Here is a 24,376-nt window from a genome sequence, read left to right as displayed (position 1 = left end):
GGCATAGCGCCCTCGTACACTCGGTCAATTCGTCGTCTCCAAGGTTGACCGCCTCGTGCTTTTCCGTCTGTTTGCCCTGCCCTGTTGCCTGCTGCTCGCCCTGCTCATTCTGCTGCCGACCTCGCCCGCCCACGCGGCGGGCCTGCCCGGGTTACTCGCAGGCTCCAGCAAGCCCCAACCACAGGCCGAGGTGCCCTTGGGGCAATCGCTGGACGAGGTGATCAAGACCCTGGAGAACGACCAGCAGCGCACCCAGTTGCTCAGCGACCTGAAAAAGCTGCGCGCCGCGACGCAAAAGGCCCAGCCGGTCGCCGAGCAAGGCGTGCTCGGCTTGATCGGCAGTACGCTGTCAGGCCTGGAACAGCAATTCTCCGGCAGCGACAGCCCACTGGGGCGCTGGTCCGATGAAGTCGACCAGGCCAAGGACGAACTTGAAGCCCTGATGCTGCCAGCCAGCGAATGGCTGCCGATCATTTTCGGCTTTGCCTTGATCCTGGCGGTGTGGAGCCTGCTGGCCGCCGCGCTGATCTGGCTCAGCCACCGCGTGCGCGAACGTTTCGGCCTGCCCGAAGAATTGCCGCAACATCCACGCACCTGGGACATGCTGCGCTTCGCCCTGCGCAAACTCGGGCCGTGGCTGATCGCCCTGGTCATCACCGTGTACCTGAGCTACGCCCTGCCTTCGTCCCTGGGCAAATCCCTGGCGATGGTGCTGGCCTATGCGCTGGTGGTGGGCACCTGTTTTTCGGCGATCTGCGTGATTGCGTTCTCCCTGCTCGACGGTCCGCACCGCCATCGTGCGCTGTACATCCTGCGCCACCAGGCCTTTCGCCCGCTGTGGCTGATCGGCAGTTTCGCCGCCTTCGGCGAAGCCCTGAGCGACCCGCGCATGATGCAATCCCTGGGACCGCACCTGGCCCATACCGCCGCGACCGTGGCCAATGTGATGGCGGCCCTCTCCACCGGTGTGTTCATCCTGCGCTTTCGCCGGCCGATTGCGCACCTGATCCGCAACCAGCCGCTGTCGCGCCGCCTCACTCGCCGCGCCCTCAGCGACACCCTCTCGATTATCGGTACCTTCTGGTACCTGCCGGCGTTGTTGCTGGTGGGCATTTCGCTGTTCGCCACCTTCCTGTCAGCCGGCGACACCAGCACCGCCCTGCGCCAGTCGCTGCTGTGCACGGTGCTGTTGGTGTTGTGCATGGTGATCAACGGCCTGGTGCGTCGCCATGCGCTCAAGCCGCAGCGCGGGCACAAGCGTCATGCACTGTATTCCGAGCGCCTGAAGAGTTTTTTCTACACCCTCGCCCATCTGCTGGTGTGGCTGGCGTTTATCGAGTTGGGCCTGCGGGTGTGGGGCCTTTCCTTGATTCGGTTTACCGAAGGCGACGGCCATGAAATCAGCGTCAAGCTGTTCGGCCTGGGCGGTACGCTATTGTTTGCCTGGCTGATCTGGATCCTCAGCGACACCGCGATCCACCACGCCCTGACGCGCTCGCGCAAAGGCCTGGCCAATGCCCGCGCCCAGACCATGATGCCGTTGATCCGCAACGTGCTGTTCGTGACCATTTTCATCATCGCCGCCATCGTCGCACTGGCGAACATGGGCATGAACGTCACGCCGCTGCTGGCCGGTGCCGGTGTGATCGGCCTGGCCATCGGCTTCGGTGCACAATCGCTGGTGGCGGACTTGATCACCGGTCTGTTCATCATCATCGAAGACTCCCTGGCCATCGACGACTACGTCGACGTCGGCGGCCACCTGGGCACGGTCGAAGGCCTGACCATTCGCACCGTGCGCCTGCGCGACATCGACGGCATCGTGCACACCATCCCGTTCAGCGAAATCAAGAGCATCAAGAACTACTCGCGGGAGTTCGGCTACGCGATCTTCCGCGTGGCGATCCCGTACAACATGGACATCGACGACGCGATCAAACTGATCCGCGAGGTCGGCCAGAAAATCCGCAACGACCCCATGCAGCGCCGCAATATCTGGTCGCCGCTGGAGATCCAGGGCGTGGAGAGCTTTGAGTCCGGCAGCGCCATTCTGCGCGCGCGGTTCAAGACGGCGCCGATCAAACAGTGGGAAGTGTCGCGGGCGTTCAACCTGTCGCTCAAGCGCCAGCTGGACGAAGCGGGCCTGGACCTGGCCACGCCGCGCTTGAGTGTGCAGGTAGTGACGGCGGCATCCGGGCAGGAAAAAGACAAAACCGTCTGACTCCCGATCCCATTGCAGGATCGGGAGCGGCGCAGATCAACCGGCCAGTGCCGCGCCGTCCATCTTCTGGCGCAGGCTCAGGGGACGCATGTCGGTCCAGACTTCTTCGATGTAGGCCAGGCATTCTTTCTTGAAGCCGCTCTTGCCCACGGTGCGCCAGCCTTCGGGCACGGCCTTGTAGTCGGGCCAGATGGAATACTGTTCTTCGTGGTTGACCACCACCTGAAACAGGATGTCGTCGCGGTCAAATACTGAGGTCATTGCGGTTCTCCGTCGTTCATGGGCTGGCTGCGCAGCGTGCGCAGCGTCGATATCTGTAGAAACGTAGCGCGCCTACAAAAAATTAGAGGCTGGCGACGGCTGCCGCGAGGGCGCGACCGAAAATCTCGGCCACCTGGTCGATTTCGCCGGCGGTGATCACCAGCGGGGGCAGAAAGCGCACCACGCTGGCGTGGCGACCGCCCAGCTCCAGGATCAGCCCGCGCTTGAGGCATTCGCGTTGCACCAACGGCGCCAACTGGCGATGCACCGGAGGGTGGCCCTGCTGGTCGAGCGCGCCGTGCGGGTCCACCAGCTCGACGCCGAGCATCAGCCCGCGCCCACGGATGTCCCCCAGGTGCGGGAAGTCACGCTGCAGCAGGCGCAGGTGTTCGCCCAGGCGCTCGCCCATCGCTGCCGCGTGGCCGGGCAGGTCATGGGCCTTGAGGTAGCGCATCACCGCCGAGCCTGCCGCCATGGCCATCTGATTGCCGCGAAAGGTCCCGGCATGAGCACCCGGCAACCAGGTGTCGAGCCAGTCGCGGTACACCACCACTGCCAGCGGCAGGCTGCCGCCGATGGCCTTGGACAGCACCACCACGTCCGGAATGATGCCGGCGTGTTCAAAGGCAAACATCTTGCCGGTGCGACCGAAGCCGCTCTGGATCTCGTCGACGATCAACGCGACGCCCGCCTGTTCGGTGATACGCCGCAGACCGCGCAGCCAGTCGAGGTCGGCCGGAATCACGCCGCCCTCGCCCTGCACGACTTCCACAATCACCGCAGCCGGCAACAACACGCCGGCTTCGGGATCGTTGAGCAGGTTCTCGAGGTAATGCAGATTGACCCGCACCCCCTCCGCGCCGCCCAGGCCGAACGGGCAACGGTAGTCGTAGGGGTACGGCAGAAACTGCACGCCATGAGCAAGCAAGGCGCCCAAGGGTTTCTTAGGGCCCAGGCTGCCCATCAGGCTTAACGCGCCCTGGCTCATGCCATGGTAACCGCCCTGGAACGACAACACGGTGCTGCGTCCGGTGGCGGTGCGCACCAGTTTCAGCGCGGCTTCCACCGCATCGGTACCGGTGGGGCCGCAGAACTGGATCTTGGCCTGGCGCGCCAGTTCGGCCGGCAACAGGCCGAACAGGTCCTGCACGAATTGATCCTTGACCGGCGTAGTCAGGTCGAGGGTGTGCAGCGGCAGCTCATCGATCAGCACCTGCCGGATTGCGTCGATCACCACCGGGTGGTTATGCCCCAGCGCCAGCGTCCCCGCACCGGCCAGGCAATCGATAAAGCGGCGACCTTCCACGTCTTCCACATAAATACCCTTGGCGCGTTTGAGCGCCAGGGGGATGCGCCGTGGGTAACTGCGCGCGTTGGACTCCTGCTGACGTTGACGCGCCAGCAGCGGGGTTTCGTCGAACTGATAGAGCGTTTCATGCACCTGGGTATCTTCGATACGGCTGGTAGCGACTGACATCTCTGGATCCCTCAATACGCTGGATGATGGTGACCAAACTGCCGATCCGTTGGCGTCTGGCCCAAGGGCATGCGCACGGATTTCCTGTTCTGGAAACGCACCAGCGAGAAGAGGATTTAGGCGGCAGTGATGAATGCCCCTGATGACCCTAGGCATCTACCCAACTTCGGTGAAAACATAACCTGAAAAAATGAGGTTCTGGTGGCGAGCAGGCTTGCCCTGCGCCGGGCTTCAGAGCCCGCGGTATTTTTCATTCAAGGCATACAGAATCGCGCAGGTTTCGGCGTCCAGCACGCCGCAGTAATCCCGTGGCCGGAAATGCATTTGCAACGCACGGGTTCTCAGTTCGAACGCCTGGCGATTCTGCGCCGGTTTGTACCCATAGCGCTGGAAGGCCCGCTCCACTTCGACTTCCGGTGGCAGACTGACACAGAAGCGTCGTTGGTACATGGCCCGCGTCGGCTCATCGAACCAGGCGCCGATACCTGCCCTGTGCAGTCGCTCCCAGGGCAGCCGAGGCCCCGGATCGCTCTTGCGCCAGTAGGCCACGTCGGAGTGGCCGAGGATATCGGTCGGCGTAATCCGCGGATAGCGCCCCAGGACATCGTGCAGCAGCGCGATCAGTACTTCGATCTGTTCCTCGGCGTAGGCGGGAAAGCTGAATACGCCCGCGTCGTCCCGCGCCAGGTTGACGAGCTCGATACCGATCGAGCGGCTATTAAGGTTGTCCCCTGCGTCCCAATGGCTCGCGCCGGCATGCCAGGCGCGCTGGGTCTCGTCCACCAGGCGAAACACGCGCAATTCCTCATAGCCGACGGCGCGATAGCCGGGATCATCGGGGTCGGGCAGCAGGTAATGCGCACTCACCCCATCCTGCGTCAACGTGCGCAGGGAGGATGCAAACGGCGCCGCGGTGTAATGCACGATGACCTGGCGCACGGGCTCGCCATTGCGCCCGTTGAAGCCGGTGGCGGGATAACTGGTGTCGATGACCAACATGAGAGCCGTCCTTTTCAATACAGGCCAAGTCGTTCGGCCCGTTCAAACGCAAAAAAATTACCGCCATCCTGAAGGTTCGGACGCCAGGCGGGCGGTAACTATTTGGCTCTCAAAGAAAAGCGATCAGCGCCGCAGCGGCATGCTCAGCTCGACGCGCAGGCCATCGGGGAGGCTGTCGAAGGTCAGCGAGCAGGCGCAGCGCTGCACGATCGCCTGCACGATCGCCAGGCCCAGGCCACAGCCTTCGCTGCTGCCGTTGCGCCAGAAGCGCTGAGTGAGGTATTGCAGGTCTTCGCTGGAGATCTGCTTGCCATGGTCGCGCACGCGAAACACCACCTTGTCGGCGTGGTTGAACACGTTCAATTCCACGCGGGTGTGCGCCGGAGTGTGGCGCAACGCGTTGTCCAGCAGGTTGCGCAATGCGGCGACCGCCAGGCCCACCGGCATGTCTACCGGGGCGCCGCAGAGGTTGTCCGACAGGCTCAGGTCGATGCGCGCGTTGTCGCCGGCGTTGGCGTCCTGGATGGCCAGACGCGCGACTTCTTCGGCGCTGGACTGCAGCCCATCGTCAAACGAAAGACTGCCTTCCACCCGCGCCAGCAGCAGCAATTGCTCCAGGGTGCGATGCAGGCGGTCGGCGCCCTCCTCGGCGTGGGCCAGGGATTGGTCGCGGGCGGCGCCGTCGGTCATGCGCGCCACCTGCAGGTGGGTCTTGATCGCCGTCAGCGGGCTGCGCAGCTCATGGGCCGCATCGCCGGTGAGGCGGCGTTCGCGCTCGATGGTCTTGGCGATGCGCTGCAACAGTTGGTTCTGGGTGTCGAGCAGCGGTTTGAGTTCGCTGGGCAGCGGGTGGATCTGCAGCGGTTCGAGGGAATCGGCGCTGCGCCGCATCAGCGCGTCGCGCATACGGTTGAGCGGCAACAGGCTTTGGCCGATGCCCAGCCACAGCAGGCACAGGCACCCCAGCATCGCCACGCCCACCGGCACCGAGGCTGCCAGCAGGATCGACAGGTTCAATGCCTCGCGCTCCACCTGGCGGTCGGCGGTGGTGATCAGCAGGTCGCCACGGGACAAGGTAAAGCTGCGCCAACCCACGCCATCGATGACCTGGTCGCGAAAGCCGCTCTTGCGCGACTCCAAGCCCTCATCCGGGGTGGTATGGCTACGCGCGAGGACTTCCCCGCGCAGGGAACTGACCTGACAGGCCATGCCGCCCGGCACATTGAGTTGTTCGGCACTGAAATGCGCACCACCGCTGACACTGGCCAGGCCCGGCATCTGTTCGGTCAGCCCGGCCACCATGCGCGCAGACGCCACGAGGCGCTGGTCGAGGGAAAACATCATCTGGTTGCGCAGGTCATTGAGCATCCAGGCCGCCGCCAGAGCCCAGATCAACACAAATGCAACGCCCAACTTGAACGTCAGGCGCAGACGCAGGCTTTTCAAGACGCGTCCTTTGCCGTGCCCGCCGGCCCCAGGCGGTAACCGAGACCGCGCACCGTTTCGACGATACCGTTGCCCAACTTGCGCCGCAGGTGGTGGATATGCACATTGAGAGCGTTGCTTTCCAGCTCGTCATTAAAACCGTAGACGCTGTCTTTGAGCTGCTCGCTGGAGAGCACGCGGCCCTTGTTGTGCAGCAGGGCCTGCAACAGCGCCTGTTCACGGCGGGACAGGTCCACCGGCTGACCGCTGAGGAAAGTTTCACGGCTGCTGGGGTCGTACGTCAGGCAGCCGTGCTCGATCAGGTTGACGCTGCGGCCCGCCACGCGGCGCAGCAGGGTTTGCAGGCGTGCGGCCAATTCGCGCAGGTCGAAGGGCTTGAGCAGGTAATCGTCGGCGCCGGCCTGCAGGCCATCGACACGGTTGGTCACCGAGTCCCGGGCGGTGAGGATCAGCACCGGAATCTCCAGGCCCTGGCTGCGTTGTTGCTGCAGCAGCTTGAGACCGTCTTCGTCGGGCAGGCCGAGGTCGAGCACCATGATGTCGAAGGTCGCGGCCTTGAGCATCGCGCGCGCGGCGGCGGCCGAGGCCACGCGCTCGACGGTAAAACCCTGGGCAGTGAGGCCGGCCACGATGCCGCTGGCGATCAGTTCGTCGTCTTCGCAGACCAGTACGTGCATGCTGAACCCTTCATGAAAGATGGGGCGATTAGAAACACAGCCGATTAAGCGCCGATTATGCCGCGAAAAGAGGCCGCCCCAAGATAATCCCTACACTCTAGAATAGCGCCCGGTTAATCATCGGTTAATCAACGCCACACATTGTGGCCTCACTTGCATCGAACTAAGGCTTGACCATGCGGCATCTGTTTACCTTTCTGCTGGTGTTGTTCGCCGGGTTCGCCCAGGCCGCGCCGGGCAGTCCCTTCGACACCAAACCCGAGTTCCTGCCGGTGGGCAAGGCATTCACCTTTACCTCCGAGCGGCTTGAAAGCGGTGAGACCCAGCTGTATTGGCAGATTGCCGACGGTTACTACCTGTACCAGCAACGCATGAAGTTCGACGGCCTCGCCGAAAAGCCCGCGCTGCCGCCGGGTGAAGCCCATAGCGACGAGTTCTTCGGCGAGCAGCAAGTGTATCGCCAGGGCCTGGAAGTCAAGCTGCCGGCGGGCACCACCGGCCAGGTCAAGCTGGGCTGGCAGGGCTGCGCCGACGCGGGCCTGTGCTACCCGCCGCAATCGATCACCGTGGACCTGGGCGGCAACCCGGCCGTCGCCGCCACTGCGCAGGCGCAGGATCAAAGCCTGGCCAGCGGCCTGCAACAACGCAGCCTGGGTTGGAGCCTGCTGGTGTTCTTCGGCCTGGGCCTGCTGCTGGCGTTCGCGCCGTGCTCGTTGCCGATGCTGCCGATCCTCGCCGGCCTGGTGGTCGGCAGTGGCGCCAGCCCACGTCGCGGCCTGGCCCTGGCCGGCAGCTATGTGGTGTGCATGGCGCTGGTGTATGCAGGCCTGGGCGTGCTGGCCGCCCTGCTCGGCGCCAACCTGGCGGCGCTGCTGCAAACCCCTTGGATCCTCGGCAGCTTTGCAGCGTTGTTCGTGATCCTGGCCCTGCCGATGTTCGGGTTCTTCGAGCTGCAACTGCCGGTGGCCTTGCGCGACCGCCTGGATAACGTCAGCCGCAACCAGCGCGGTGGCAGCCTGCTCGGCGCCGGGATGCTCGGCGCGTTATCCGGCCTGCTGGTCGGGCCGTGCATGACCGCGCCCCTGGCCGGCGCCTTGCTGTATATCGCCCAGAGCGGCAATGCACTGCACGGCGGGCTGATCCTGTTCGCCATGGGCATCGGCATCGGCATCCCGCTGTTGCTGCTGGTGACCGTGGGCAATCGTTTCCTGCCCAAGCCGGGCACCTGGATGAACGTGCTCAAGGGCGTCTTCGGCTTCCTGTTCCTGGGCACTGCCGTGCTGATGATTCGTCCCGTGGTGGATGACAGCCTGTGGCTCGGCCTGTGGGGCGCCCTGGCGATTGCCATGGCTTATTGCGGTTGGCGCCTGGCTCAGGACTTCGGGCGGGTGGCCATGCTGTTCGGCGCCGGCTCCGTGGTGCTGGGCCTATGGGGTGCGTTGATGCTGGTGGGCGCCGCCGGTGGCAGCGACGATCCGTGGCAACCGTTGAAGGTCTACAGCGGCTCGGGTATTGCCGGCGCGCCGACGGCCCACGACGCGTTCCTCACGCTCAACGACCCGGCCGCGCTGCAAACCCAACTCGACAGCGCCAAGGCCCAGGGCCAGTGGGTGCTGGTGGATTACTACGCCGACTGGTGCGTGGCCTGCAAGGTCATGGAAAAACAGGTGTTCGGCCGCCCCGAAGTCCTCGCGGCGCTTAAGGACGTACGCCTGCTGCGCCTTGACGTGACTGCCGACAACGCCGCCAGCCGCGAACTGCTGGGCCGCTATCAGGTGCCAGGGCCGCCGAGTTTTGTGTGGATCGGCCCGGACGGTCACGAGCGCCGCGCCCACCGCATTACCGGTGAGGTCGATGCCATGACCTTCCTGCAACGCTGGACCCAAGCCCGGGACGCCCTCTGATGCTGACCCTGACCATCGGCACCTTCGCCATCGCCCTGAACCACATCCTGCTGATCGGCGCGCTGATTCTCGCCACATTGGTGGGCTGGCGCGTGGCCAAGCGTGGCGGTGAAAATCCGGAGTCGGTGCTGTTCAGCCTGTTCCTGCTGGGGATGCTGGCCGCGCGCATCAGTTTCGTGCTGGCGTACTGGGGCTATTACCGTAACGACCCACTGCAGATGATCGATCTGCGCGACGGCGGTTTCCTGGCCTGGCCGGGCGTGATCGTGCTGATCCTAGGCGCCCTGCTCTACGGCTGGCGACGCCCGTCACTGCGCAAACCGCTGAGCGCCGGGGTTATCACCGGCCTGCTGTTCTGGGGCATGACCAGCCTGTCGTTGAACGTGTATGAAAAAGGCACGCGGCTGCCCGACATCACCTTGCGCAATGCCAATGGCGACGTGGTGCAATTGGCCGACTATCAGGGCGGCCCGCTGGTGATCAACCTGTGGGCCACCTGGTGCCCGCCGTGCCGCCGTGAAATGCCGGTACTGGAAAGCGCCCAACGCATGCGCCCCGACGTGACCTTTCTGTTCGTCAACCAGGCCGAGAGTATGCAAAGCGTCAGTATCTTTCTCATCACCCAGGGCCTGACCCTGGACAACGTCTTGTTCGATGCCAGCGGCCGCCTGGGCCAGGCCGTGGGCTCCATGGCCCTGCCGACCACGCTGTTCTATACCGCCGACGGACGCCTTATCAACAGCCATCTGGGGGAGTTGTCCCAAGCCAGCCTGGCCCGTGCCCTGGAACCTTTCGACACCGTCCCCGCCGCCACAAGGAAACCGACATGCCCCGCCTCCGCCACCTGCTGACCCTGCTGCCGCTGACGCTGGCGGCCGCCCTGGCGCACGCCGAAGACTGGCCCGCGCCGATCAAACAGATCGAAGCCAAAGGCGCCAAAATCATCGGCAAATTCGACGCTCCCAGCGGCCTCACCGGCTATGCCGCGCAGTACCAGAACCGCGGCATGGCGCTGTACCTGACCGCCGACGGCAAACATGTGATCGCCGGCAGCCTCTACGATGCCCAGGGCAACGACCTGAGCAACGCGCCCCTGGAAAAACTGGTGTATGCGCCAATGGCCAAGGAAGTCTGGGCCAAGATGGAAAAAAGCAGCTGGATCCAGGATGGCGACGTTAAGGCACCGCGCATCGTCTACCTGTTCAGCGACCCCAACTGCCCTTACTGCAACATGTTCTGGGAACAGGCGCGACCTTGGGTGAAGGCCGGCAAGGTGCAACTGCGCCACATCATGGTCGGTATCATCCGCGAAGACAGCCCCGGCAAATCCGCCGCGCTGTTTGCCGCCAAAGACCCGCAAAAAGCCCTGGAAGAACACGAAGCCGCCGGCAAAGGCAGCAAGTTGCAGGCGCTGGCCAAGATCCCGGCGGATATCGAAGCCAAGCTCGATGCCAATATGAAGTTGATGGATGAACTGGAGTTGTCGGCGACGCCGGCGATTTTCTATCTGGATGACAAGGGCGGGTTGCAGCAGCAACAGGGGGCGCCTTCGGCGGAGAAGTTGGTGAAGATACTGGGGGCAAAATAGGCTGCGCTGTCGAAAGAAGTAGTCAGGTTGATATTTCGGCGTAAGGAATAAGAATTTAAGCATTCAGGAAAAGCGTGCCCGTATTTATCTACAGGCACGTTATCCTCAATGAACGTCTATGGGTGAAATTCAAAATTATCCATATATACAGAATCAGAGCACTCAAAACTTATCGTAGTTACCTGCTCCCCTGCAGGAGCTGAATAGTCAGCCCACTGATTAAGCGCACCTCCGTTATCTCGCCCTTTGAAGTAAGCAATACCTAGAACGCCGTTGGCATTTGAAAAGGAAACGGTAAGCAACGTGTTAAGAGGTCCAATGCCAAACTTTATTCGAGAACATGAGAAATTCAAGACCAACCTTAACACCTGAGGAATAGGCACACTGACGACACTGAACACCATTGTGAGTGCTGGCCCTACTATGAATGGAGATGAGATATTCCGGTAGTCATCAATACCTGAGCGTCCAGGCCCAGGGCGGAAGGTGGGCGTTTTCGTGAGGGTGGTTAAGCCATGATAAAACTCCTTTCCAGCGTTAAATGACCAGCAAGGTTGACCTTAGGGCCAGGTACTTGAGACACCTATCTAACGCCTGGATCAGGAGCGCGGCTACTGTCAGATTTGACAGGTATTTAGCAGAATTCCGTTTTTTTTCGGATGAACGGCCCCCTCAAAATGACTGAAGAAACTCGGGCCAAGATAGGCGCCATCGGGGCATCGGTATCTACACATCCTCGATAAAAACACAGCCTGAAAACGTGAGCTTTTATGGTGAATGGGGCTGCTTCGCAGCCCGGCGCGGGGCAAGCCCGCTCACCACATGTGTCAGTCTTCAGGACTTAAGTAGATGCAACGAGCATCGCAGATCAGAGCCCTTCCAACTCGGCCATCAGATCACTCAACCGATCCACCTTCTCCACACTGATCTCATTACCCGCCAACCCTTCGATGTACTCGGCCAACTCCGCCACGGTGCTGCACTCGAACATCGCGCGCAGCGGTACGTCCCGTTGCAGGGTTTTCTGCACGCGCGATGCAATCTGCGTGGCCAGCAGCGAGTGCCCGCCCAGTTCAAAGAAGTTGTCCTGTACGCCTACCCGTTCGAATTTGAGCACCTCGGCCCAGATAGCGGCCAGGGTGGTTTCCAGTTCATTGCGCGGTGCCAGGTAGTCCTGGCGGTGCAACTGGCCGATGTCCAGGGCCGGCAGGGCATTGCGGTCAAGTTTGCCGTTGGCGTTGAGCGGCAGGCGCTCAAGCCATAGCCAGTGCAGCGGCACCATGTATTCCGGCAGTTCGGCGCGCAGGCGTTGCTTGATGCGGTCCAGGCGTTCGCTCGGGTTGAGCGCCGTATCCGCAGCGACCAGGTAACCCACCAGGTGCTTGCCGTTGGCGCCTTCCTGTACACCGACGGCCGCGTCGCGCACGTGCGGTTGCTCATGCAGGCGCGCTTCGATTTCCCCCAGTTCGATGCGGTAGCCGCGAATCTTCACCTGATGATCGACACGCCCGACATATTCCAGCACGCCATCGCTGCGCCGCCGCGCCAGGTCACCGGTGCGGTACAGGCGCTCGCCCGGCGCGCCGAACGGGTCGGGTACGAAGACCGGCGCGGTGCGCAGCGGGTCGCCGACATAGCCGCGCCCTACCCCGGTGCCGGCCACGCACAACTCGCCGACGGCGCCTTGAGGCACCAGTTCCAGCGCGCCATCGAGCAGGTACAAACGGTTGTTGTCGGTGGGTGTGCCGATCGGCAAGTAGGTGCCACGGGTGGAGGCCAGGTCGACGCGGAAGAACGCCACGTCATCGGAACATTCCGCCGGACCGTACGCATTCACCAGGCCAATCTCGGGGTAGCGCTGCAGCCACTGGTGCGCCAGCTCCGGCGGCATCGCTTCGCCGGTCGGCAGCATCCAGCGCAGGCCGTCCAGGCTGATACGGTCCTGGGCCAGCATGCCCTGGATCAGCGACGGCACGCTCTCCAGCACGCTGATGCCCTGGGCCTGCACATGCATCAGCAAGCCTTGCGGATCGTGGGCCAGGGTATTGGGCACGATGTCCACCCGTGCGCCGAACAACGGCGCGGCGAGAAATTGCCACACGGAAATATCGAAACTCTGGGACGCGGTCTGGGCAATCACATCCGCCGAGGTCAGACCCAGGTACGGCACCTTGCTCAATTGGTTATTGAGCATGCCGCGCTGTTGCACCATCACGCCTTTGGGCAAGCCGGTGGAGCCGGAGGTGTAGATCACGTAGGCGAGGTTGTCCGGGCCGCTATACACCCCTGGGTTTTCGCCTCGCGACGGCACGTCGTCCCACACCAGCAACTGGCAGTCAATCCCGTCCAGCAGCGCGATGGCCTGCTCGCGACAGGCCTCGCTGCACACCAGCAGCGGCGTGCGGCTCAGCTCGATAAGGCGACGCAGACGCTGGCTCGGCAAGCCCGGATCCAATGGCAGGTAGCCGGCACCGGCCTTGAAGCTGCCGATGATCATGCCCAGCAGATCCAGGTTGCGTTCAGCCAGCAACGCCACCGGTTGATCCAGGCCGACACCCGCTGCGATCAAGGCATGACCCAGGCCATTACCGCGGCGGTTCAACTCGTCATAGCTCCATTGCTGATCAAGGCAACTGGCGGCGATACGCTGCGGGTGCGCGGCCACCTGGGCTTCGAACAGCTCCACATAGCTGCGCTCCAGCGGGTAGGCGTGCGCGCTCCGGTTGCAACCCTCCACCAGAAACTCGCGCTCCTGCTCACCGATCAGCGGCAACTCGGCCATGTCGCCATGGAAGCCCTGCACCAGCGCCAGCAGCAGGCGTTTGAACTCGGCGAGCAAGCCTTGCACGGTGCTCTCGTCGAAGTAGCGCTGGTCGTAGGACAGGTGCAAACCGAGGTCATCACCGGGGTAGCACACGGCGGTCAGCGGGAAGTTGGTGTGGGTGCGGCCGGAGTCCGAGGTGGCATTAAGGCTGTGGGCACGGTCCAGCACCGTGGTGTCCACCGGGGCGTTTTCGAACACGAACAGGCTGTCGAACAGCGGCTGGCCCTTGGGCAGTTCGCTGTGTTCCTGCAGAGTCACCAGCGGCAGGTATTCGTACTCGCGCAATTGCATGTTGCTGTCGAGCAGGCCGCTCAGCCACTGACGCACACTGCAGGGCTGGCCGTCTTCGGGCAGTTGCACCCGCAGCGCGATGCTGTTGATGAACAGGCCGACCGTGTGTTGCATCTCGGGCATGTCCACCGGGCGACCGGCCACTGTCACACCGAACACCACGTCACGATCGCCGCTGACCCGGCGCAGGACCAAGGCCCAGGCCGCCTGGGCGAACGTATTGACGGTCAGTTGATGGGCCTGGGCCAGCTCCCGCAGTTGTGCGCCGTCACGTGCATCGAGGCGGGTGTAGCAATCGCCCACCACCATGCCGCCACTGTGGCCGGCGTGTTCGCGCAGGAATGGCCGGTCGCTGGGGATTGGCGTGGTTCGTTCGAACCCTTGCAGGTTCTGCTGCCACCACTGACGCGCCTCATCCAGGTTGCGGCGTTGCAGCCAGGCGATGTAGTCGCGATAGCGCGGCGGCGTGGCCAGTTGCGCATCGCGGCCTTCACCGAGGGCCAGGTAGATTTCAAAGAAGTCGTTCATCAGCAGCGAACGGCACCACGCATCGATGAGGATATGGTGGTTGCTCATCATGAACCAATAGCGTGCCTCACCCACGCGAATCAGGCGCAGGTGGAACGGTGCCTGGTTGAGCAGATCGAACCCGGCCTCGCGCTCGGTCTTGAGCAACGCTTGCAGACGCGGCTCGTGCTCGGCTTGCGGGTCGTGGCTCCAGTCCAGGTATTCAATCGGCGCACGGCCCGGCTTGTGGATCACCTGCAGCATGTCTTCGCCGACGTTCCAGCAGAACGAGGCGCGCAGGGCTTCGTGGCGGGCGATTACCGCTTGCCAGGCCTGGGCGAAACGTTCGGGGTCCAGCGCGCTGTTGATGCGGTAGCGGTCCTGCATGTAGTAGAGGCCGGTGCCCGGTTCCAGCAGGGTATGCAGCAGCAGGCCCTCTTGCATCGGCGTGAGTGGGTAGACGTCCTCGATCGCCTGGGCAGGCACCGGCAGGCTGTCCAGTTGCGCCTGGGTCAAGCGTGCCAGGGGGAAGTCGGACGGCGTGAGGCCGCCGGCATCGGTCTTGAGGCAATGCGCGATCAGGCTGTGCAATTGGGCGAGGTAGGCGTCGGCCAGCTCGCGAATCACCTGTTGATCATGGCGTTCGCGGCTGAAGGTCCAGCGCAGCACCAGCTCGCCGCCGTACACCTGGCTGTCGACGCTCAGTTCGTTGGGCAGCGGCGCATCCGGATCATGGGCCAGGCCGGTGGACTCCTCCAGCGGATGGAACAGCGCATCGGCGCCGAAGCTCTGGTCGAACTGACCAAGGTAGTTGAACGTGATTTGCGCGCTCGGCAGTGCGGCCATGCGCTGTGTGCACAAGTCATCGGCCAGGTAGCGCAGCACGCCAAACCCCAGGCCCTTATGGGGCAAGGCGCGCAGTTGCTCCTTGATTGCCTTGATCGATTCGCCCAGCTCCGCCTGCGGTGTCAGGCGCAATGGATAAGCGCTGGTAAACCAGCCGACGCTGCGGCTCAGGTCGATATCGTCAAACAGGGGTTCGCGGCCATGGCCTTCCAGCTGGATCAGTGCCGAGTCATGGCCGCTCCAACGGCACAGCACCCGCGCCAGGGCCGTCAGCAGCAGGTCATTGACCTGGGTGCGATAGGCGCTCGGTGCCTGTTGCAACAACTGGCGGGTGTGTTCGGCATCCAGGCGCACGCTGACCGTCTCGGCATCGCGATTGCGCCGTGCGCCTTGGGGGCGCTGCACCGGCAATGTCACGGCCGGGCCGGCCAACTGCGCTTGCCACACGCTCAATTCTTCGCGCAGGGATTCACTCTGGGCATAGGCCTGCAACCGCGCAGCCCAATCGCGCAGCGCACTGGTCTTGGCCGGCAAGCTGACGGGTTGGCCGTCGCTGAGTCGGCGATAGACGGTTTGCAGGTCTTCCAGCAGCACGCGCCACGACACGCCGTCGACGACCAAGTGATGAACCGCAATCAGCAAGCGCTGCTGGCCTTGCGGGCCGTCGACCAGCAGGGCACGCAGCAGCGGCCCGTGCTCCAGGTCGAGGCTGCGCTGGGTGTCGGTGAACAAGGCGCTGCACTGCGCCATGTCGCGCACCTGCGCCTGCATCAGCACGCCGGCTTTCGGCACATCCCGATAGTCGGCATGCCACTGCGCGCCGCGCTGGCTGAAGCTCAGGCGCAGGGCATCGTGGTGCTCCAGCACCGCCAGCAATGCCTGCTCCAGGCGTCGGGGATCGAGCAGGTGCAGCGGTTTGAGCAGCAATGCCTGATTCCAATGCTGGCGCGCGGGGATGTCGGTGTCGAAGAACCAGTGCTGGATCGGCGTCAGCCCGGAGCTGCCGGTGAGTACACCTTGCTCGGCCACGACCCGCTCCGATCGGGTGGCGACGGCGGCCAGGCTTTGCACGGTCTGGTGCTGGAACAGGTCGCGCGGGCTGAAGTGAATGCCCGCCTGGCGCGCGCGGCTGACCACCTGGATCGACAGGATCGAATCGCCGCCCAGTTCAAAGAAGTTATCGTCCAGGCCGACTTGCCGCACGTTCAACACCGCGCACCAGATCGCGGCCAGGGTACTTTCCAAGGCGTTGCGTGGCGCCACGTAGTGTTGGCGATTGGCCTCGGGGTCCGGTTGCGGCAAGGCGCGGCGGTCGAGCTTGCCGTTGGCGGTCAACGGCATGCTGTCGAGGATGATCAGGTGCGCGGGCACCATGTAATCCGGCAGTTGTGCCTTGAGGTGGGCTTTGAGCGCCTCGCGCAAGGCGGCGTGGTCGGCGTCCCCGACCAGGTACGCCACCAGTTGATGGCCGCTCGGGGCCTCCAGTGCCAGCACCACCGCTTCGCGCACCTGAGGATGTTCCAGCAGGCGGGTTTCGATTTCCCCCAGCTCGATGCGGAAACCGCGAATCTTCACCTGATGGTCGATGCGCCCCAGGTACTCCACCAGGCCGTCGGCGCGCTGGCGCACCAGGTCGCCGGTGCGGTACAGGCGCCCGCCATCGGTGGCAAACGGGTCGGCGACAAAACGCTCGGCGGTCATGCCTGGACGCTGGTGGTAACCCTGGGCCAGCCCGGCCCCGCCGATGTACAACTCGCCGCTCGCGCCCTGGGGCACCAGGGCCAGATCGGCATCCAGAATGTACGCCACACGCTCACCGACAATGCTGCCGATCGGCACGCTGCCGGTGCCCTCCTCCCACTGCGGCGGCGCCAGGCTGGCCAGCGGCATCACCACGGTTTCGGTGGGGCCGTAGGCATTGAAAAACAGCTGGGGCTGGAACGCCGCGCGGATGCGCTGCAAGTGCTCGCCGGTCAGGGCTTCGCCGCCGGTGATGCACATGCGCACCGGCAATGTCTGCCGTTGGGTCGCCAGCCACTGCGCCAACTGGCTGCCGTAGCTCGGAGTAAAGCCCAGCACCGTAACGCCATGGGTGCGGATCAGCGCGCAGATCTGCTCGGCGTCCCATTGCCCCTCGGCCCGCAGCACCACGTGGGCGCCGCTGAGCAACGGCACCAGCAAACGCTCGGTGGCGGCGTCGAAGTTGATCGAATAGAAATGCAGCTCACAGTCGTCGGCGCGCATGCCGAAACGCTCAATCACGGCCCGGCAATGCATGGCGATTTCACCGTGTGACACCACCACGCCTTTGGGTTTGCCGGTGGAGCCGGAGGTATAAATCAGGTACGCCTGGTGCTGCGGCAGGTTGATAAAGGGCAGTTCATCAGCCGGGTAATCGGCAAGCGCGGCAAGGTCATCTTCCAGGCACCAATGGGCCACCGTCGCCGGCAATTCGCCGAGGGCTTGGAACATCGCCGCATCGCTGAGCAGCAGGCCGATGCCGCTGTCTTCGATCATGTAATGCAGACGGTCGAGCGGGTATTCCGGGTCCAGCGGTACGTAGGCGCCGCCGGCCTTGAGGATCGCCAGCAGCCCGACCACCATCTCCAGGGAACGGGGCAGCGCCAGGCCAACGCGCACCTGCGGCCCCACGCCACGCTCGCGCAGCATCCAGGCCAGGCGATTGGCGCGCGCATCCAGCTCGCGGTAGCCGAGGGTTTCGCCGGCAAAGGTCAACGCCGGGGCGTCGCCACGCCGCTGAGCCTGTTGGCTGAACAGCGGATGCAGGCACTGGTCGAGGCGATGCACGCCGGGCTCGGCGCCGAGGCTGCGTTGCAGTTGGCCCCGCTCGGCGGCACTCAGCAACGGCAATTCGCTCAAGCGCTGACGCGGGTCGGCGATCAGCGCTTCGAGCAGATTGCGCCAATGTTCGGCCATGCGCGCGATGCGTGGTTCGTCGAACAGGTCGGTGCTGTAGGTCAGGCAGCACCCCAGGCGATGATCGAGATCGGTGACTTCCAGGTTGAGGTCGAACTTGGTGGCGCGCGCATCGTTGGCCAGGTACTCGACGGTCATCCCGGCCAGTTGGCGGCTCTGCTGGAACTCCCAGCGCTGCACGTTGCACATCACTTGGAACAGCGGGTTGTATGCCGCGCTGCGTGGCGGTTGCAGGGCTTCGACCAGGTGATCGAACGGCAGGTCCTGATGGGACTGGCCTTCGATCACGGTGTGGCGGACGTGCTCAAACAATTGGTGGACAGTCATCTGCCCATCGAGCCGGCAACGCAGCACCTGAGTGTTGAGGAACGCGCCGATCAGCCCCTCGCTCTCCGGCCGGATGCGGTTGGCCACAGGGGCGCCGATGCGCAGGTCGGTCTGGCCGCTGTAGCGGTAGAGCAACACGGCCAGGGTCGCCGTCATGGTCATGAACAGCGTCAGGCCGTGCTCGGCATTGAACGCCCGCACGCGCGCGGCCAGTTCATCGCTGAGGTCGAAGCGATACAGCTCGCCTCGATGGCTTTGCACCGGCGGCCGTGGGCGGTCCGCGGGCAATTCCAGCAAGGGGTGTTCGCTGCCCAGTTGCGCGGTCCAGTAATCCAGCTGGCGCTGACGCTCGCCGCTTTCCAGCCATTGGCGCTGCCACACGCTGTAGTCCAGGTACTGCACCGGCAACGGCGCCAGCGGCGACTCGCGCTCGTCGATAAACGCTTCGTACAGCGCGCTGAGTTCACGGGCAAAGATGTCCATGGCCCAGCCTTCGGTGACGATATGGTGCAGGGTCAGCACCAGGTAATGCTCCTGCTCGCCGGCCTTGACCAGGCATGCACGCAGCAATGGCCCGGTTTCCAGGTTGAACGCGGTGTGGGCTTCGTGATCGGCCAACTGCTGCAGGCGCTGCTGGCGCTCGGTGGCATCGAGCGCGGACATGTCCCGCCAATCCATGCGCACGCCGGTCTGCGCCGAGACCTGCTGACAGGCCACGCCGTCGACGCTGGGGAACGTGGTGCGCAGGGTTTCGTGACGCATGATCAGGGCCTGCAACGCGGCCTCGAAACGCCCCACGTCCAGCACGCCGCGCAGACGCGCCATGCCACCGACGTTGTAGGCCGGGCTGTCCGGTTCCATCTGCCAGAGGAACCACATGCGCTGCTGGGAATAGGACAGCGGCACCGGCTGGCGACGGTCGACCCTGGCGATGGCCGTGTGTTGATTGCGCTGGCCGGCGGCCTGGATCAGCGCGACCTGCGCGGCGAATGCTTGCAGCTCGCTGGCGTCGAACAGGGTGCGCAACGGCAGCTCGACATCGCAGACCTGCCGGGTGCGGGAAACGATCTGGGTGGCCAGCAGCGAGTGCCCGCCGAGGGCGAAGAAATCATCGCGCAGGCCCACTTGCGGCATACCGAGCACCTCACGCCAGATCGCGGCGATCTGCTGTTGCAAGGGCGTCTGGGGTTCCACGTGTTCGCGGGTATGCCACACCGGCTCGGGCAATGCGCGGCGGTCGAGTTTGCCGCTGGGGCTCAGGGGCATCGCGTTCAGGCGCATCAGCTGCGCGGGCACCATGTACTCCGGCAGCTCGGCGGCCAGGGCGGCTTTGACCGCGTGTTCATCCAATGCGGTGTGCGCGGTGTAGTACCCGATCAATTGCGCGTCACGCACCTGCACCACGGCCTGGGCGATGCCGTCCAGGGCCAGCAGGCGCGCTTCGATTTCTTCCGGCTCCACGCGGAACCCGCGCAGCTTGACCTGCTGATCGAGACGACCAAGGTATTCCAGCACGCCGTCGCGGCCCCAGCGCACCCGGTCGCCGGTGCGATACAGGCGCGTGCCCGCATCCCCCAGCGGGTCGGCGACGAAGCGTTCGGCGGTCAGTCCGGCGCGTCCCAGGTAACCGCGCGCCAGGCCGATGCCGGCGATGCACAGCTCGCCCGGCACCCCGGCCGGCAGCGGGTTGAGGTGTTCGTCGAGCACGCGGCAGATCACATTGCCCAGCGGCCGGCCGATCGGTGAGCGCTCGCCATCCTCGGCCTGGCAGTGCCAGTGGGTGACGTTGATCGCGGTTTCGGTCGGCCCGTAACGGTTGTGCAACTGCACCGCCGGCAACTGCGCTAGCACGCGGTTGCGCAGCTCGGCGGGCAAAGCTTCGCCACCGCAGAACAGGCGACGCAGACTGGTGCATTCGGCGCTCAGCGGCTCGTCGATAAACAGCTGCAACAGCGGCGGCACAAAGTGCAGCGTGGTCACGCCGTAGGTCTGCACCAACTGTGCGATGCGGTGCGGGTCGCGGTGTTCGCCGGGCCCGGCCAGTACCAGGCGGCAGCCGCTGATCAACGGCCAGAAGCACTCCCATACCGATACATCGAAACTGATCGGTGCCTTTTGCATCAGCACATCGCTGGCGTCCAGCCGATAGGTGGCCTGCATCCATTGCAAGCGCTCGGCCAAGGCCCGATGGGTGTTGCCCACGCCTTTGGGCTGGCCGGTGGAGCCGGAGGTGTAGATCACGTAGGCGAGGTTGTCGCCATGCAGGTGCAGGCCCGGCGCTTGGGTCGGCCAGCTGTCCAGGTGCAGGCTGTCCATGGCGATCACGCACACGCCGTCGGCGCTCGGCACCCGGTCGAGCAGTGCGGTCTGGGTCAGCAGCAAGTGCACGCCGCTGTCCTTAAGCATGTAGGCCAGGCGCTCGGCCGGGTAGTCCGGGTCCAACGGCACATAGGCGCCGCCGGCCTTGATGATCGCCAGCAGGCCGATCAGCAACTGCGGCGAACGCTCGGCGGCGATGGCCACGCACACATCCGGGCCGACGCCTTTGTCGCGCAGGTAATGGGCCAGGCGGTTGGCCTGGGTGTGCAGTTGGGCGAAGCTCAGGCTGCCGCCGTCCCACACCAACGCAGTGGCGTGCGAGGTGTGCCGCCCGAGGGCTTCGGGCAGCCATTGCCGGGCCGGTGCGCAGGGCGCGGCGTTCCACGCCTGCTGCTCGTCATGTGGCAGCAATGGAAGGTCGCCGAGGGCTTGTCGCGGCTGTTCGCACACATCGTTCAGCAGGTGGATAAAGTGCTCGGCCATACGCTGGATAGTCGCCGCGTCGAACAGTTCGTCGGCGTAGTCGAACGACAGGCTCAGGCGCCCATTGCGGTCCTCTTCGCTGTGCAGCTGCAGGTCGAACTTGGCCTCGCGGCTGTGCCACGGCAATTCGTCGGCGAGCATCCCAGGCAGGCGGCGCAGGGCGCTCAAGTCGCGCTGTTGATGGTTGAACATGACTTGGAACAGGCCCTGTTCGCGGGCCTGAGGGAAGGCTTCCAGCAGTTGCTCGAACGGCAGGTCCTGATGGGCCTGGGCCCCCAATGCGGTGTGGCGGGTGGCGGCCAGCAGCTCACTGAACGGCATACGCCCGTCCAGTTCGGCGCGCAGCACCAAGGTATTGATGAAAAAGCCCACCAGCCCCTGGGTTTCCTGGCGCGGGCGGTTGGCGTTGGGCACGCCGATGCGAATATCGCGCTGGCCGCTGTAGCGATAGAGCAGGGTCTGGAACGCCGCGAGCAACAACATGAATGGCGTGGAGTCGTGCGCCAGGGCGGTCTGGCGAATGGCTTCGCTCAGAGGCGTGCTCAAGCGCACGCTGTGCCGCGCCGCGCTGCGGCGGTGCTGCGCGGAACGCGGATGATCGGTAGCCAGGCTCAGCACCGGATGCTCATCGCCCAATTGCGCCTTCCAGTACGCCAGTTGGCGCTGGCCCTCACCGTCGGCCAGCCATTGGCGTTGCCAGCTGCCGTAATCGGCGTAGCTCACGGCCAGGGGCGCCAGCGTCAGCGCCTGGCCCTGGACGGCGGCGGCATACAGGCGCGAAAACTCGTCGAGCAGAATAGTCAGCGACCAGCCGTCGGCGATGATGTGGTGCAGCGTCACCAGCAACTGGTGATCCTCATCATCCAGGCGCACCAGGGTCAGCCGCAGCAGCGGGCCTTTTTCCAGATCGAACGGGGTGTGCGCCTGGTCCTCGCGGATCCGCGCCGCGCGAGCCTCGCGCTCGGCGGTGGGCAGGTCGCCGAGGTCGATGAGCGGCAGGTCGAACACCACCTCGGCATCGATGCGCTGACAGGCCTGGCCGTCGCGTTCGTAAAAGCGTGTGCGCAGGGCATCGTGGCGCTGGATCAACTGCGCGAAGCTGGCGCGCACGGCGTGTTCATCCAGCTCGCCGCGCAGGCGCAAAGCGCCGGGGATGGTGTAGGCGCTGCTCCGTGGGTCGAGTTGCCAGGTAATCCACAGGCGGTTCTGCGCCAGGGATTGGGGCCGTTCATCGTCGCGCGACAAGACGCGGATAGCACCCTGGGCCACACCGCCATCCTGTTGCAGGCGCGCGACCTGCGTGGCGAAACCGTGCAAGGTCGGCGCCTCGAACAGCAGGCGCAGGTTCAGCTCCAGGCCCAGGCTTTCACGCAGACGCGCGATCACTTGGGTAGCGTTGATGGAGTTGCCGCCGAGCAGGAAGAAGTGGTCGTCGGCGGCAACGCTCGGGACCTGCAATTGCTCGCACCAGATCGCGGCGATCCGGCGCTGCAGATCGGATTCCAATGCGGCCTGAGCGGCCGGCACCTGCCGACCGGGGAATTGCGCATAGCTGTCGAGGCTGCCGTCGGCATGGCGCAGCCCACAGGCCGCGCGCTGCACTTTGCCGCTGGAGGTCTTGGGCAAACCGCCGGGGTTGAGCAGCACCACCACCGATGGCGCCTCTTGATAGGCCTCGGCTACTGCCTGGCGGATCGCTTTGATCAGCGCTTCGGGCGGCAGGATTTTCTGCACGCTGCGGCTGATTTCGGCGGCGATGCCAATACCCTCCACGCCCTGGTCGCTCACGGCGAACGCCGCCACCCGGCCTTTGCGCACCCCTTCCACTTCGCGTTCGATGGTTTGTTCGATGTCCTGGGGATAGAGGTTGTGACCGCGCACGATCAACAGGTCCTTGAGACGGCCGGTGATGTACACCTCGCCGTCACGGATAAAGCCCAGGTCGCCGGTGCGCAGCCAGGTACGTCCGGCGTGCTGCACAAAGGTCCTGGCGGTGGCTTCGGGGTTGCGCCAGTAGCCGTGGGCGATGCTCGGGCCGCTGGCCCACAGCTCGCCGACGGCGCTGTCGGGCAGTTCGCTCAAGGTGTGCGGATCGGCGATCAGCACCGCGTGTTCCGGCTGGCTGGTGCCGCAGCTCATGATCGCACTGCCCTGCCCCGGCTCGGCACGGTTGGCGGCCAGCGCCTGGTCGTCGACCCGCAGTGCCGCGATGCCCTGGCCGCGAGTACCGCCGGCCACGAACAACGTAGCTTCGGCCAGCCCGTAGGAGGCGAAGAAATGGTTCGCGGTGAAGCCGCACACCGCGAACTTCTCGGCGAAGCGCTCCAGGGTGTCGAGGCGGATCGGTTCGGAACCCGAATACGCCACGCGCCAGCGACTCAGGTCGAGGCGCTCCAGGGCTGACTCGCTGACCCGCTCGCTGCACAGGCGGTAGGCGAAATCCGGGCCGCCGCTGATGGTGCCGCCGTATTCGCTGATCGCTTGCAGCCAGCGCAAGGGCCGGCCAAGAAAGTACGAAGGCGACATCAGCACACACGGCACGCCGCTGAAGATCGGTTGCAGCAGACCGCCGATCAGGCCCATGTCGTGGTACAGCGGCAACCAGCTGACGATCACGTCGTCCGGGTTGAGGTCGATGCCGAAGCCGCGGCGGATCAGCACTTCGTTGGCCACCAGATTGCCGTGGCTGACTTGCACCCCCTTGGGCAGCGCGGTGGAACCGGAGGTGTATTGCAGGAAGGCGATGTCATCGGCTTGCAGGTCGGCGGCGACCCACTGCTCGGCGAGCTGCGCATCGAGGGTGTCGACGCTCAGCACCGGCGGCGCGTTGTCGAGTTGCGCCAGGCCGTCGCTCAGGCTGGCGATGGTCAGCAACAGGCGCGGCTCGGCGTCGCCGATGATCGACAGCAGGCGCTCCTGATGGTGACGACGCGTGGACTCCGGAGGGTAGGCAGGCACCGCGATCACGCCGGCGTACAGGCAACCAAAGAACGCCGCGACGTAATCCGGGCCGCTGGGGAACAACAGCACCGCGCGGTCGCCCAGGCTCGCGTGCGCCTGCAGGGCGGCGGCGATGGTGCGGGCGCGCAGGTCCAGGTCGCGGTAACTGAGCACCACGTTGTGCTCGACCGACTCGGCCAGGAAGCGCAGCGCCACTTGATCCGGGGTGTGCGCGGCGCGACGTTGAAGGGACTGGACCAGGGTACGGGGAAGTTCGAAGGCGTCCATCATGGGGTTCCTGCCTGAAATCGGCTTACGGGGAAATCGGA

At 64.7% G+C, this 24,376-nt stretch carries 10 protein-coding genes; 4 read left to right on the top strand and 6 right to left on the bottom strand.

Going from position 1 to position 24,376, the window contains the following annotated elements; all coding sequences use genetic code 11:
- The first annotated feature begins 55 nt into the window (after positions 1-55).
- Positions 56-2,221: a mechanosensitive ion channel family protein gene (locus tag OSC50_RS07160; RefSeq protein WP_266246272.1), complete on the top strand. Its 2,166-nt coding sequence runs from the start codon at positions 56-58 to the stop codon at positions 2,219-2,221.
- Positions 2,222-2,257: 36 nt separating this feature from the next.
- On the opposite strand, the gene OSC50_RS07155 is transcribed toward OSC50_RS07160, so the two are convergent.
- From OSC50_RS07155 to OSC50_RS07135, 5 genes are all read right to left on the bottom strand, one after another.
- Positions 2,258-2,482, bottom strand: a complete 225-nt coding sequence (locus OSC50_RS07155; protein WP_181075759.1) for an MbtH family protein — start codon at positions 2,480-2,482, stop codon at positions 2,258-2,260.
- An 82-nt stretch (positions 2,483-2,564) separates the two neighbouring features.
- Positions 2,565-3,959: an aspartate aminotransferase family protein gene (locus OSC50_RS07150; RefSeq protein WP_266246273.1), complete on the bottom strand. Its 1,395-nt coding sequence runs from the start codon at positions 3,957-3,959 to the stop codon at positions 2,565-2,567.
- Between the two features lie 231 nt (positions 3,960-4,190).
- Positions 4,191-4,958, bottom strand: a complete 768-nt coding sequence (locus tag OSC50_RS07145) for an N-acetylmuramoyl-L-alanine amidase (protein ID WP_266246274.1) — start codon at positions 4,956-4,958, stop codon at positions 4,191-4,193.
- Positions 4,959-5,081: 123 nt separating this feature from the next.
- Positions 5,082-6,404 (bottom strand): ATP-binding protein, encoded by a 1,323-nt coding sequence (locus OSC50_RS07140; protein ID WP_181075765.1) that lies wholly within the window; start codon positions 6,402-6,404, stop codon positions 5,082-5,084.
- Positions 6,401-7,081, bottom strand: coding sequence for a response regulator (locus OSC50_RS07135; protein WP_181075766.1), 681 nt, complete (start codon positions 7,079-7,081; stop codon positions 6,401-6,403). Before OSC50_RS07135 ends, OSC50_RS07140 begins: the two co-directional genes overlap by 4 nt.
- 176 nt (positions 7,082-7,257) lie before the next feature.
- Here OSC50_RS07135 and dsbD point away from each other — a divergent pair, with 176 nt between their 5' ends.
- From dsbD to dsbG, 3 genes are read left to right on the top strand one after another with little or no spacing between them, the layout of a single operon-like run.
- Entirely contained in the window at positions 7,258-8,985 is a 1,728-nt protein-coding gene (gene dsbD, locus OSC50_RS07130; protein ID WP_266246275.1) for a protein-disulfide reductase DsbD, read from the top strand.
- Entirely contained in the window at positions 8,985-9,836 is an 852-nt protein-coding gene (locus tag OSC50_RS07125) for a TlpA disulfide reductase family protein (RefSeq protein ID WP_181075770.1), read from the top strand. The genes dsbD and OSC50_RS07125 overlap by 1 nt, the downstream gene beginning before the upstream one ends.
- Positions 9,812-10,573, top strand: a complete 762-nt coding sequence (gene dsbG / locus OSC50_RS07120; protein ID WP_266246276.1) for a thiol:disulfide interchange protein DsbG — start codon at positions 9,812-9,814, stop codon at positions 10,571-10,573. The genes OSC50_RS07125 and dsbG overlap by 25 nt, the downstream gene beginning before the upstream one ends.
- Positions 10,574-11,441: 868 nt before the next feature.
- Here dsbG and OSC50_RS07115 read toward each other — a convergent pair.
- Positions 11,442-24,338 (bottom strand): non-ribosomal peptide synthetase, encoded by a 12,897-nt coding sequence (locus OSC50_RS07115; protein WP_266246277.1) that lies wholly within the window; start codon positions 24,336-24,338, stop codon positions 11,442-11,444.
- Between the last annotated feature and the right edge of the window lie 38 nt (positions 24,339-24,376).

The organism is Pseudomonas quebecensis (assembly GCF_026410085.1).
GTDB classification, from domain to species: domain Bacteria; phylum Pseudomonadota; class Gammaproteobacteria; order Pseudomonadales; family Pseudomonadaceae; genus Aquipseudomonas; species Aquipseudomonas quebecensis.
This window is presented reverse-complemented; position numbering and strand designations above follow the sequence as displayed.

Coding starts and splice junctions, on each gene's coding strand:
- OSC50_RS07145 (WP_266246274.1), bottom strand. CDS start 4,958: ATGTTGGTCATCGACACCAGTTATCCCGCCACCGGCTTCAACGGGCGC.
- OSC50_RS07150 (WP_266246273.1), bottom strand. CDS start 3,959: ATGTCAGTCGCTACCAGCCGTATCGAAGATACCCAGGTGCATGAAACG.
- dsbG (WP_266246276.1), top strand. CDS start 9,812: ATGCCCCGCCTCCGCCACCTGCTGACCCTGCTGCCGCTGACGCTGGCG.
- dsbD (WP_266246275.1), top strand. CDS start 7,258: ATGCGGCATCTGTTTACCTTTCTGCTGGTGTTGTTCGCCGGGTTCGCC.
- OSC50_RS07155 (WP_181075759.1), bottom strand. CDS start 2,482: ATGACCTCAGTATTTGACCGCGACGACATCCTGTTTCAGGTGGTGGTC.
- OSC50_RS07135 (WP_181075766.1), bottom strand. CDS start 7,081: ATGCACGTACTGGTCTGCGAAGACGACGAACTGATCGCCAGCGGCATC.
- OSC50_RS07115 (WP_266246277.1), bottom strand. CDS start 24,338: ATGATGGACGCCTTCGAACTTCCCCGTACCCTGGTCCAGTCCCTTCAA.
- OSC50_RS07125 (WP_181075770.1), top strand. CDS start 8,985: ATGCTGACCCTGACCATCGGCACCTTCGCCATCGCCCTGAACCACATC.